General features: G+C 45.1%; 10 protein-coding genes. 2 read left to right on the forward strand and 8 right to left on the reverse strand.

Going from position 1 to position 12,023, the window contains the following annotated elements; genetic code table 11:
• Positions 1-432: 432 nt before the first annotated feature.
• Both AB5062_RS00470 and AB5062_RS00475 read left to right on the forward strand, forming a co-directional pair.
• Positions 433-3,837 carry a DUF2723 domain-containing protein gene (locus tag AB5062_RS00470; protein WP_368326934.1) on the forward strand — a complete coding sequence of 1,135 codons (3,405 nt, stop codon included), beginning with the start codon at positions 433-435 and terminating at the stop codon, positions 3,835-3,837.
• A gap of 70 nt (positions 3,838-3,907) precedes the next feature.
• A complete protein-coding gene (locus AB5062_RS00475) occupies positions 3,908-4,519 on the forward strand; it encodes a polysaccharide deacetylase family protein (RefSeq protein ID WP_005844141.1) in 612 nt (203 codons plus the stop codon).
• A gap of 57 nt (positions 4,520-4,576) precedes the next feature.
• Here the strand turns inward: AB5062_RS00475 and AB5062_RS00480 are convergent, their stop codons facing one another.
• The 8 genes from AB5062_RS00480 to AB5062_RS00515 all read right to left on the reverse strand — a co-directional run bounded on the left by AB5062_RS00480 (position 4,577) and on the right by AB5062_RS00515 (position 11,918).
• Complete coding sequence (locus AB5062_RS00480) at positions 4,577-5,749, reverse strand: DUF4861 domain-containing protein (protein WP_005850038.1); 1,173 nt, start codon at positions 5,747-5,749, stop codon at positions 4,577-4,579.
• A gap of 96 nt (positions 5,750-5,845) precedes the next feature.
• Positions 5,846-6,649 carry a gluconate 5-dehydrogenase gene (locus tag AB5062_RS00485; protein WP_005844136.1) on the reverse strand — a complete coding sequence of 268 codons (804 nt, stop codon included), beginning with the start codon at positions 6,647-6,649 and terminating at the stop codon, positions 5,846-5,848.
• Positions 6,650-6,685: 36 nt separating this feature from the next.
• Positions 6,686-7,528, reverse strand: coding sequence for a 5-dehydro-4-deoxy-D-glucuronate isomerase (gene kduI / locus AB5062_RS00490; protein WP_005844134.1), 843 nt, complete (start codon positions 7,526-7,528; stop codon positions 6,686-6,688).
• A 170-nt stretch (positions 7,529-7,698) separates the two neighbouring features.
• On the reverse strand, positions 7,699-9,099 hold the full coding sequence (gene dacB / locus AB5062_RS00495; RefSeq protein WP_022508077.1) for a D-alanyl-D-alanine carboxypeptidase/D-alanyl-D-alanine-endopeptidase: 1,401 nt from the start codon (positions 9,097-9,099) through the stop codon (positions 7,699-7,701).
• Positions 9,099-10,439 (reverse strand): dihydrolipoyl dehydrogenase, encoded by a 1,341-nt coding sequence (lpdA, locus tag AB5062_RS00500; RefSeq protein ID WP_032952947.1) that lies wholly within the window; start codon positions 10,437-10,439, stop codon positions 9,099-9,101. The genes dacB and lpdA overlap by 1 nt, the downstream gene beginning before the upstream one ends.
• Positions 10,440-10,454: 15 nt before the next feature.
• Entirely contained in the window at positions 10,455-10,868 is a 414-nt protein-coding gene (locus tag AB5062_RS00505) for a PH domain-containing protein (protein WP_008666544.1), read from the reverse strand.
• Between the two features lie 3 nt (positions 10,869-10,871).
• Positions 10,872-11,282, reverse strand: coding sequence for a PH domain-containing protein (locus AB5062_RS00510; RefSeq protein ID WP_005844126.1), 411 nt, complete (start codon positions 11,280-11,282; stop codon positions 10,872-10,874).
• Between the two features lie 75 nt (positions 11,283-11,357).
• Complete coding sequence (locus AB5062_RS00515) at positions 11,358-11,918, reverse strand: ORF6N domain-containing protein (protein ID WP_005844124.1); 561 nt, start codon at positions 11,916-11,918, stop codon at positions 11,358-11,360.
• Positions 11,919-12,023: the final 105 nt, after the last annotated feature.

The following is a 12,023-nucleotide window of genomic DNA, read 5'->3' on the forward strand; positions in this document are numbered from 1 at the left end:
ATGCGGCAGGTTAAGCCCTATCCACCTTATCATTAAGCATTTTCTTACGGCAGACTTCTACAGTCGCCGGCAGTGCTCCGTACAGTCCACTGCAACAGACCGTACGGACTACTATAGCAGACTGTACAGTTCACTGTAGCGGTCTATACTGGTTTACCGTATAAAAGACCTTAACCTAACCATCAATCAAGCTTAACCATAGAGTAGAAAAAGGTTAGGAATCCAAAGGTTTCCTTCATCTGTACAAACTGAAATTTCAGAACACAGTATACAAACCAGCAATAAAACATAGAAATTCCGTTAAGGACTGAAAGAAACATTTTCTGCCGCATTCCCTAAGGATAACACTAAATAACAGACCATTGCCTCCCTATTCCAACTTTCTTTCGTATCTTTGCGCCCATTGAACGTTAACGAAACAATAATATATTCATGAAACAGTACAAATTAGTCAACAACCTGGTAGGTTGGTTAGCTTTTGTCATCGCAGCTTATACTTACTGCATGACTATAGAACCGACAGCCAGTTTCTGGGATTGTCCGGAGTTCATCACCACCGGCTATAAATTAGAGGTAGGCCACCCGCCCGGTGCACCCTTCTTTATGCTTACCGCCAACTTATTCAGCCAATTTACAAGCGACCCCAGTCAAGTAGCCAGAATGGTCAATACCATGAGCGCTCTGATGAGTGCGGCTTGTATCCTGTTCCTTTTCTGGAGTATAACCCATCTGGTGAAAAAACTGATATGCCCCGATGACAAAGAGATGACCTTGGGCAAACTCATTACCATTATGGGGTCAGGACTGGTGGGAGCCTTGGCTTATACATGGAGCGACACCTTCTGGTTCAGTGCCGTAGAAGGCGAGGTATACGCTTACTCCAGCCTCTTCACCGCAGTCGTATTCTGGTTGATTCTAAAATGGGAATCCGTTGCCAACGAGCCTCACAGCGACCGCTGGCTGGTTCTGATTGCTTACCTGACCGGACTTTCCATCGGTGTGCACTTGCTGAACTTATTGTGTATTCCGGCCATTGTACTGGTGTACTATTATAAAAAGAATCCCGATGCCAACCTCAAAGGCAGTCTGCTGGCACTTACAGGCTCCATGGTGTTGGTTGCAGCAGTGCTGTACGGTATCGTGCCGGGCGTAGTAAAAGTGGGAGGATGGTTCGAACTGCTGTTCGTCAACAGTTTCGGTATGCCTTTCAACAGCGGTCTGATAGTCTACATCATTCTACTCGCCACATCCATTATCTGGGGTGTTTACGAAAGCTATACGGAAAAGAGCCGCAAACGCATGAATATCTCCTTCATGGTAACTATCGCCATGCTGGGCATCCCCTTCTATGGCTACGGATGGAGCAGCGCCTTGATAGGCATTATCATACTAGGAATCTTGGGCGTTTATCTGTTTGCTGATTTGAACAAGAAATATCAGATTAGCGCACGTACTTTAAATACCTCTTTGCTGTGCATCATGATGATTATGGTAGGATACTCCTCATACGCCTTGATTGTGATCCGCTCTACCGCCAATACTCCGATGGACCAGAACTCTCCGGAAGACATCTTCACTTTAGGAGAATACCTGGGCCGCGAGCAATATGGAACCCGTCCTTTGTTCTACGGACAGACATACGCCTCCAAACCGGCACTGAAAGAAGTGGACGGAGGATGTGTATATGACGTGACGGAAGGCGCTCCCGTGTATCAACGGAAGGAGAAAGCGACTCCCGATGAAAAGGACAGCTACGAAGTAGTGCGTCATAAGACCGATTACAAGTATGCACAAAATATGCTCTTCCCGCGCATGTACAGCGATGCACACGCACAGGCCTACGAAGACTGGCTGGGCGGCATCAAAGGCGTGCAGGTTCCTTACGACCAGTGCGGACAGATGGTGATGGTGAAAGTCCCGACCCAATGGGATAACATCAAGTTCTTCTTTATCTACCAGTTGAACTACATGTACTGGAGATATTTCATGTGGAACTTTGCCGGACGCCAGAATGACATACAGGGACAAGGTGAAATAGAACATGGCAACTGGATTACCGGAATACCGTTTGTGGACAAGTTCCTGGTGGGCGACCAAAGCCTGCTCCCCTCCGACCTGAAAAACAACAAAGGGCACAATGTATTCTATTGCCTGCCGTTGATTCTGGGACTTATCGGTCTGTTCTGGCAGGCTTACAAGACAAAACGTATCACGACTCCGAATGGGGAAGAGATAGAAGAACCGATAGGTATCCAGCAATTCTGGATCGTATTCTTCCTGTTCTTCATGACCGGTCTGGCCATCGTGCTTTATTTGAACCAGACCCCGATGCAGCCCCGCGAACGTGACTATGCATACGCAGGTTCGTTCTATGCATTTGCCATCTGGATAGGCATGGGTGTGGCGGGTATTGCCCAATGGCTGCAAGGCAAACTGGGTGAGAAACCGGCTTCCGTCATTGCAACTGTAGTTTGTCTGTTCGTACCCATCCAAATGGTGAGCCAGACGTGGGACGACCACGACCGCAGCAACCGTTATGTGGCACGCGACTTCGGACAAAACTACCTGAGCACCGTACAGGAAGAAGGTAACCCGATTATCTTTACCAATGGTGACAACGATACTTTCCCCTTGTGGTACAACCAGGAAACGGAAGGTTTCCGTACCGATGTACGTGTATGTAACCTGAGTTACCTGCAAACAGACTGGTACATCGACCAAATGAAGCGTCAGGCATACGACTCTCCGGCAGTGCCTATCGAATGGAGCCGTCTGGAATATGTACAGGGGCATAATGAAGGAGTGGCTGTACGTCCGGAAGTGATGGAAAGCATCAATAACTTCTACAAGCAGAACCCGGAAGAAGCCGCCAAGGAATTCGGAGACAACCCGTATGAATTGAAAAATATTCTGAAATACTGGGTACGCTCACCCAAAGAAGGTTTACAGCTGATACCGACGGACAGCATCGTCATCAAGCTGGACAAGGAGGCAGTGAAACGCTCGGGCATGATGATTCCCGACTCCCTGCATGGTGAAATCCCCGATTACATGAGTATCTCCCTGAAAGGCAAACGTATGCTGTACAAGAGCGAGCTGATGATGCTTGAGATGCTGGCAAATACCAATTGGGAACGTCCGTTGTATATGGCTATTACGGTGGGTAGCGACAATCATCTGAATTTGGGCAACAACTTCATGCAGGAAGGTCTTGCCTACCGCATCACCCCGTTCAACACCACCCGGCTGAACGCACGCATCGACAGCGAGAAAATGTACGATAACCTGATGAACAAGTTCAAGTTCGGAGGAATCAACAACCCGGATATCTATATCGACGAGACTGTGATGCGTATGTGCCAGACCCACCGCCGTATGTTTATACAGCTGGCTACCCAGTTGATAAAAGAAGGCAAGAAAGACAAGGCGTTGAAAGCCCTTGACTACTGTTCGGAAGTAATCCCAAGCACCACCGTGCCCCACGATTACATCATGAGCAGTTCAAAAGAAATGGCCGACGATTATCTGGCGTTAGGTGAAAAAGAAAAGGGAGAAGCCATTCTGAATGATCTGGCAAACAAATCGGTGGAATACATCACCTGGTACCTGAGTCTGGATGACCAACGCCTGCAAGGTTCATACGAGGACTGTCTGCGCAATTTCTATATTCTGGATGAGATCAACAAGAGCCTTGCCCGCGCAAATGCTGCCGGCGGTGTACAAGGTGAAGGTGAACAACAGAAAAAATCAGATATGGCAAGCCACTATGCCAAGAAGTTTGAAGACCTCTATGAGGTGTTCAACAAACGTGTAGGCGGCGGAGCAGGCAGAAAGTAAATAAAAGGTGTGGATTCTGCGGTGAATCCACACCTTTATATTTGTATAACCAACAAAAGCACACACATTCATGTTTATAGAACAACCCCCGCTGATACTCCGCTGGCTTTATCCACGCGCCTTCTGGCGAATGGACAAGAATGAAAAAGCGGTCTATCTGACTTTCGATGACGGGCCGATTCCCGAAATCACACCGTGGGTACTCGATTTATTAGACAAGTACAATATCAAGGCTACCTTCTTTTTGGTGGGCGACAATGTGCGCAAGCATCCCAAGGAATTCCAGATGATTGTAGAACGGGGACATCGTTTGGGAAATCATACTTTTAACCATATCCGGGGATTCGAATACCGAAGCAAGAACTATCTGGCCAATACGGACAAAGCAAACGAGCTGATCCATACCAACCTGTTCCGTCCGCCACATGGCCACATGCGCTGGATGCAGTACATGGTGCTGCGGCATAAATACCAGATCGTAATGTGGGACTTGGTTACCCGTGACTATAGCAACAAGCTGAATGGAAGACAGGTACTGAGGAAGGTAAAACATTATGTGAGGAATGGCTCCATCATTACTTTCCATGACTCCATCAAGGCAGAGAAAAACATGAAATACGCCTTGCCCCGGGCCATAGAATGGCTGTTGGAACAAGGCTATGAATTCAAGGTATTTGACTGATAAAGCCAAATACCTTGTTTTTTTCGTGGCGTATACGCATACCCTCTTGTATATGTATTATTTTATGGCAACTGCCAATGGATTACGTATCTTCCGGGCATATTCTTCCAAATATTTATTCCAATCGGTATCGGCTTCGAAACCATATTTGCTCCAGCCTGATCCCCAATAATAAATATACTCGGCTCCCGGTTCATAATCATTAACCGCCAACACATGGCCCAAAGCATCCCCACGTTCCTTCCGTTCCTTTTCGGAGAACACTTGGGCAAACGCTCCTTTTACGGTAGCCGGGAATACGGCTCCTATGTAAATCACTCCATTGTTATTGGCAGCATTCTCCGTAGAGTCTGCATAAGCTATATAGCCTGCGTCTGCATCAAAACTATATCCCATAGGATTCTGTTTGTGCAATACAATGCCGGTCACCACCGGAGTGATTTCCTGCAAATTGTCAAAAGAAACCACAGTCTTGTTCAACTGCGACCCCTTGTCCAAAGAAATGATACGCGTTTCTATCACACTTGAATCCCCTTTTACAACCAACGGATTATAGACCAACTTAGCTGTGAATCGGAGCGGACCGTTATCCAAGATTTCACAATCCTTGTAACAATAGGGATAAACAATGGTACTATCGGGGAATAAAGCAGCTGTTCCTCCACCCAGAGTCGGACCCACTGCATAGCAGTCCATTCCGTTTCCATGATCTACATGATAAGAAATACCCCGGTTCAAGTCACCGTCATAACGATCCTCCACTACCGGTTCGGACACACTTTTAGTCCAGATATCATAACCAAAGGCACGCTCGCCCTTCTCCTGCAAAGCAGGACCGTATGCACGATAAGCGGCACGGTCATTCTCCCATGCCACATCATCCAGACGTTCGGGATATTGACGCCCGCAAGCAACCACATCCACCGGCTGCGGAGTTCCTTCTGCAATTGTATAAACAGCCGAGGCATCCCCTTTCACCGAAGCAGGAAAGATAAGCATATCATCGTATGTTATCTGATAAGGTACTTCAAGCCCGTTCTCGTCCAATACGATAACCTGTGCCGTATCGGGTAATTGTAGTTTGCCTGTTATTTCAGCCATAGAGATTTCCACCATTTCCCCATTTCTGTCAATGGAAAGCGGATTGGTTATAGTGACAGTCACCGGCTCCTTTTGCGAACAGGAAAACATAGCTAACGCCGTTGCGACTGCTAAAAAGATTTTTTTCATACTATTTATTGTTTGTCGAACTGAAAGACAAAAATACAAAGAATCTGCAAGTATCAACAAAGACACAAGCAGATTCTTTCTATTTATATCTACTAATTATTTAGGCTGCTTACCAATGTAGGCCAGAATACCGCCATCTACATAGAGAATATGGCCATTGACGGCATTAGATGCTTCGGATGCAAGGAATACGGCAGGACCGGTCAATTCCTGCGGATCCAACCAACGGCCGGCCGGAGTCTTGGCACAAATGAATGTATCAAACGGATGACGGCTTCCATCGGGCTGGATTTCACGTAACGGAGCTGTTTGCGGAGTAGCGATATAGCCCGGACCGATACCATTACACTGAATGTTGTATTCTCCGTATTCAGAACAGATGTTACGGGTCAACATCTTCAAACCACCTTTAGCGGCAGCGTATGCAGAAACGGTTTCACGACCCAACTCAGACATCATAGAGCAGATATTGATGATTTTTCCGTGTCCTTTTTCCATCATCGCAGGCAAAACCGCTTTAGAAACAATGAACGGAGCATTCAAGTCAATATCAATAACACGGCGGAAATCGGCAGCTTCCATCTCGTGCATCGGAACGCGACGGATAATACCGGCATTGTTTACAAGAATATCGATGGTACCTACTTCTTTTGCAATAGTGGCAACCATAGCCTGTACGGCAGGTTCGTCAGTAACATCGCATACATATCCGTGTGCCTTGATTCCTTTTTCAGCGTAAGAAGCCAGACCTTTATCCACCAATTCCTGATTGATGTCGTTGAAACAGATGGTTGCGCCCTGTTCTGCAAAAGCAGATGCAATAGCAAAACCGATACCATAAGAAGCGCCTGTTACAAGAGCTACTTTACCTTCCAAAGAAAAATTCAAATACTGATTCATGATACTTATATTATTAAATTAATGAAGTTATATGATTTATTTCAAGTCTGTAATCAATGAGAAGTCCTGATCACCGTAATCCAGATTCTCTCCACCCATACCCCAGATAAAGGTATAGTTGTGTGTTGCCGCCGCACTATGGATAGACCATTCGGGAGACAAGACTGCCTGATCGCCTTTCATCCATATATGACGGGTTTCATCCACTTCTCCCATAAAATGGCAAACAGCGTGTTCATCGGGCACTTCGAAATAGAAGTAGGCTTCCATACGGCGGCTGTGCACGTGCGCCGGCATGGTGTTCCACACACTTCCCGGTTTCAGTTCGGTCATTCCCATCTGCAACTGGCAGGTAGGCAATACCTGACTGACCAGCATCTTGTTGATGCAACGATGGTTGGACCCTTCCAATGAACCCATTTCAGCAACGATGGCATCTGCCTTGGTCACTTTTTTATCGGGATAGTTACGATGAGCGGTAACAGAGTTAAAATAGAATTGGGCAGGGTTCTTGACATCTTTACTTTCAAAAGTCACTTCCCGGTCTCCCGAACCCAGATAAAGCGCTTCTTTATAATCCAGTTCGAACACGGCATCTCCGGCTTTGACCACACCGGGACCGCCCACATTAAAGATCCCCATTTCACGGCGGGTAAGGAAATAAGGCGCTTTCAACGGATCGATAGCCTCCAGCTTCAATACCTCCCCTACGGGTCTGGCTCCTCCTACAATCATGCGGTCATACATGGAATAAACCATGTTCACCTCATTGTCCGAAAATACTTTTTCCATTAAGAAATCCCGTCGTATCCTTTGGGTGTCATAGCCTTTGGCATCTTCGGGATGCGCGGCATAACGGATTTCATAATTTGTCTTCATAAGCAGCTATTTTATGTTTTTATAGTATTCCGAATTATTTCGACTTGGGCAAAGTTACGAAACAATCTTGTTCCGATGCTGCAAAAATCGTTCAGAATAGGTATAAATTTTGTCCTATTATATGCAAAATCTGCTACTTAATACGTTTCAGAACATTCAAAAACTCAAATTCAACGAGATAAAATATCACAAAACTTATCTTGGAACGCACGCGCCCGGCTTAATTTCAGTACATTCTGATTGATGATAACAAAGGCCAGTTGATGTCCGTCAGCAGCTTTTACATAGCCTGCCAGCGAGCTGACTCCGGTTACAGAACCTGTTTTTGCATGCACATTTCCACGGGCCTTGGTCTGCTTCATCCGGTTTTGTAAAGTACCGTCCACTCCGGCTATGGGCAGGGACTCATAGAAAGGAAGAAAAATTTCCCGATGATAGTAGGCATATTTCAAATACTCCAACAGTAAACGTGGAGAGATATAATTATAAACGGAAACACCGCTGCCGTCCGCTATCTTATAGTTCTCCGGATTAAACCCTAAAGCTGTTTTCATAAAGGCGTGAATGGCATCGGTTCCATCTTCTCCCGTCACCCGTTTATGCAGGGAACGCTTGGCAGCCAAATGATAAAACATCGATTCGGCGCACAAGTTATCACTTTTCTTCAAAGCTCTTTCCAACACTTCCTTGAGTGGTCTTCGGACGGTATAAAGCGTAACTATACTGTCGGCCGTTACAGGACAATCGGCATACGTGCAAGTTCGCGCTTCAATTCCTTTGCTGCGCAAACGGCTGACAAAAGTATGGAAAAAGAAGTCTTTGGAAGTATATACATTCAATTTCTCAGTATAGGGATAAGAAACATTTCCGGAAACGGTAATGATATTGCCATTGCTGAGCCAGTTGCGGGTGATTTTTAGCTTCCCGGCTTGCGGATTACGGCTCACCCCGTGATTATGAACTTGATAATAATCGGAAGCCGGCGTACAAACAACTTGGGGCAACGAGTCCTTCTGAGCAGGAGAGACCGATACATCCACGCAGCCCCTATTCAGCATGAGAGGGGAAAGATAGGGCTGGAAGGAGTAAGGAGTATCGTCCCAACACCAGCCGGAACCCCAATAAACCGAGTCCGTCATGGAAACATCCGCCGCAAGGGTATCTGTCACATAACGGATGCCTTGACTTGCCAACGCATCTACCAGACGGTCCAGATCCTCGTCCATAAATTCCGGATCAAAACCGCCTATCAGATACAGACTGCCTTTCAACGTGTCATTTTCTATTTTTCCACGATAACGAAGACCGGTATCCATGGTATAATCCGCTCCCAGTTGCGCCAAGGCGGTAACCGAAGTGATTATCTTCTCAACAGAAGCAGGACGGTATAGTTTCTCGTCCTGATAACGGTAAACGGATTTCCCGGTGGTCAGATCGAATACGGCAATACCCACCTCGGATGTTTTCAGAACTTCCTCATGCAGTAAAGCGTCCAGCCGCTGAGATAGCGGCTGGGCGTTTATGAAGTGAATAGATAAAATCAGTAAAAAGAAAAATAAAACTCGTTTCATTATAGTTCCCTGAATATCTCACCCACAGTAGGATGAGGGAATACATATCGTTTCCAATCCTCTATGGTCTTACCATCCTCAATAGCCATACCTGCCAATACAATCAGCTCGGAAGCAGGATTACCCAACATATGCGCTCCCAATACAGTACCGTCTTCGGCTGTCAAAATTTTGCAGACACCGTTCACTCCTTCATTCTCGGCTACAAAACGCCCGGAGTAAGCCATCGGCAACTTAACGGCTCGATAAGGAATACCTGCGGCCTGCAAAGCTTCCTCGCTCATACCTACCCCGGCAATCTCAGGATTTGTATAGACCACACCCGGTATGGCACGATAACTCATCGCATCTTCCTTACCTGTAATATGATGGACAGCCACTTCCGCCTCACGCACGGCGGTATGTGCCAACAAAGAGACTCCGTTCAAATCACCGCATACATAGACACCGGGGACAGAAGATTGCAAATGTTCATCTACTTTGATGCATCTGCGCTCCGTCCATTCCAAATTCAGATTTTCCAGTCCGAAACCTTTTGTCACCGGACGACGGCCTACACTCATCAATAACTTATCAGCTGTAACAGTTCCTGCTCCATCTGCATTTTCGTATGACACAGTAATACCGGTCTCCCCTTTGGATACCTCTACTACTTTCGTACTGAGCAGGAACTTGATTCCTTTTTTGGCATATTCAGCCCGGAGCATGGCCGACAGCTCTTTATCCATGCCACCCAGGATTTCATCCAACATTTCGACAACTGTCACCTGTACTCCCAAACTGGTAAAGAAAGAAGCAAATTCCATACCGATCACTCCACCGCCGACAATAGTCAATGAAGCAGGTACTTCTTTATTATCCAGTGCATCACGGTGCGTCCAGTAATCCACGTTTTCCACTCCCGGAATAGGAGGAATAAATGTTTCACTGCCGGTACACAGCAGCAAATTCTCACATTCGTAGGTTTCCCCACCGCATTGGATGGTATTCTTATCTACAATCGTGGCTTCTCCCGTTACTATATTTACCTGATGCGCAGTCAGTTTTGCCTTGATTCCCAATACCAGCTTACGAACCACCTTTGATTTACGCGCCACAATCTTTCCTAAATCAAAAGAAGCTTCAGGCACATTCACGGCATACTTTGAAGCATGTTTCGCATAATCATATACTTTAGCCGAATAAAGCAAGGTCTTGGTAGGAATACATCCCTCATTCAGGCAGACACCGCCCAGACTTCTTTTTTCGAACAATACAACACTCAGTCCTGCCTTTCCGGCAGCTTCGGCAGCAGTATACCCTGCGGGACCTCCACCGATGATTGCAATTTGATATTTCATGGTATTTATTTTGGGTTAATTAGTTTTTATCTGTTCAAAACCTTCAACAGACAGATTTGGATCTATTTCTCTCAATGCTTCTACAAATTCCAAAGGCTTATCAGGGTTAATCATTACAAAACCTTGGGCGTGCTCTATTTTCACCTTTTGCATTCCTATTGCATTCGGATTATAAGACACTTTACGGATTCCGTCTACACATATTCTGTTCCCCCATCCCGGTTTAATTTCCAGAACACCATTGTCTTTTACAATATAAATGGTTTTCGATTGCGAATAAAACATTAATACAGAAATAATAATTCCCCCAAGCGCCGAAAAAGCCCAACTTTGCTCCAAATACACATTCAGAAAAATAATCAGAACAACCAGACTGACTATAATAATCCACCACCTACGAGCTCTTTTTGTTTTAAATACTTGCTCCATAATTTATTCCTCCTCTATCCTATGCTCCAGCCGCTTCACCAACGCATTGATAAATTCTTCCGGCTTTACAGGAACCAATGACAATAAATTTTTCTTCTCATAATGTATCAATACATATTTCGAAGGCATAATTCCACCGAATCCGGAACTTCGTTTCAGCTCCACATCCGTAATGTCAGTCAAGGGAATGGTCTTCCCTTTATAAAAACGACCATAATACACCACCAGCTTTCCATCCGCAGTCAGCGTATAAGTAGAATGGATAATACGTTCAATGGTAATGATCAGCCCCAATGCCACCACCAATCCTATCATTGCCTTCATACACCAGAAAGCAAATACCATGACGGCTGTCAGCAGTATCAGAAACAGATAAGTGCCTCCTGCTATCTTCACATGAAAAATTCGATTCATCATCTTATTGTAATTTGCCCGAAAGATAATAAATTTATCGTTTATCGACCTCATTACGGCGCAGAATGAGAGAATTTATCCTTTTTTTGTCCTCTTTACTGTACGTTTCATCTTCAAAGCATACAAATTTAATTCGATAGAAGATTCCGTTTCTGTTATATCACCCTCATCAGTCAGCAGTTCATTCAGCAGTTCTCCACTACGTTGTACCAGACTCTTCCTCTTTTCCTCATCATACTCGGTAGCCATGATATTTACATTCCGTACTAATGTCCTTAACTTAAAGAATGATTCGATAATGGCAAAAGTAGTTGCGGTAGCTCTCGGACTTCTTAAAATTGTAGCCAGCATATAAAGCCCTTTTTCGGTAAATGCTTTAGGTTCTACGGGAGAATGTTTCAAACTACTGAACCGGTCGAAATTTTCGACCAGTTGCTGTTTTTCAGATACTTGCAACGAAAACATATAACCATTTGGGAATTTGTCCCGATTGTTTTTTACTGCTTCATTAATTCGTTTGGTTTCTACGCCATAAAGCTTAGCTACATCCCGGTCTATCAGTACTTTCTCACCCCTCAACTCAATTATAAGTTCTTTTACCTCACTTTCGTGAATGATTTCTTTATTGTTTTCCATCCTATTCTATTAAAAAATGCAGAAAGTTACACTTTTAATTTCATACTTGCATTATCTATTTCGTTTATTCTTCACGAAAAAAATAGTAAAAACAAGAGCAAAAGG

This window comes from Phocaeicola sp. RTP21359st1_B8_RTP21360_211022, assembly GCF_040911965.1.
GTDB classification, from domain to species: Bacteria; Bacteroidota; Bacteroidia; order Bacteroidales; family Bacteroidaceae; genus Phocaeicola; species Phocaeicola vulgatus.